Below are 757 nucleotides of genomic sequence, written 5' to 3' on the forward strand. Positions count from 1 at the left end.
TTGCCCGTCCATCCGCGTACCGCTGAGCGCGAGGACAGTGGCCACACCGGCGTGTGGCGCCACGCCCGTCCCGCTTGCCGACTGCGACCAGGCACCGAGGATCGCGTTGCAGGCCAGCTTTACGGTTGCCGTGCGCGCATTGACTGCCGCCGGCAACATCGGATTGACCAGGCTGCCGGGCGGAAGCTTCAGCGTCAGCGGCGCCAGGCAGCCCGCATTGTTGGGAGCATCAGGTGCCAGCGTGCGCATGAAGAACAAGGCCGCAGACAGCATGGCCGCCGGCGACGCGTTCAGCGGTCCACGGACCTGCGGCGCGCTTCCTTCGAAGTCGATAACCAGCGCATCGCCCTGCTTGCACAACGTCACGGCAATCGTCACCGGTGCGGTGTCGATGTCGCTGCCGTCGAGCTGGTCGCGCCAGCTCCACGCGCCATCGGGCGCTGCTGCGAGAGCTGCACGGGTCATGCGTTCGGTCTGCGCGAGCAAGGCATCGCAGACCTCCATGAAACGAGGTCCGGTGTGTCGCACGATCTGCCGCAGCTCACGCGCGCCCTGTGTCAGCGCAACCCATTGCGCCTCGAGGTCACCGCGCAAATTATCCGGCGTGCGAGAATTGGCCACCAGGATGGCGTCAATGTCGGACTGCACACCATCGGCGCTGCGCCAGCGCACCGGAGGAATGCGCAAGCCTTCCTGGTACACTTCGTTGGCGTCAGGCGGGATGGAGCCGGCGGCCATGCCGCCCACATCCTGATGG

Annotated in this window: 1 protein-coding gene; it reads right to left on the reverse strand. The window is 66.8% G+C overall.

Features of this window, described 5'->3' with window-relative positions:
• Positions 1-747 (reverse strand): hydantoinase B/oxoprolinase family protein (locus tag AC1DU6_RS33770; RefSeq protein WP_477862745.1); only part of this gene is annotated, 747 nt, incomplete at its 3' end.
• Between the last annotated feature and the right edge of the window lie 10 nt (positions 748-757).

This window comes from Roseateles sp. P5_B10, assembly GCF_056400485.1.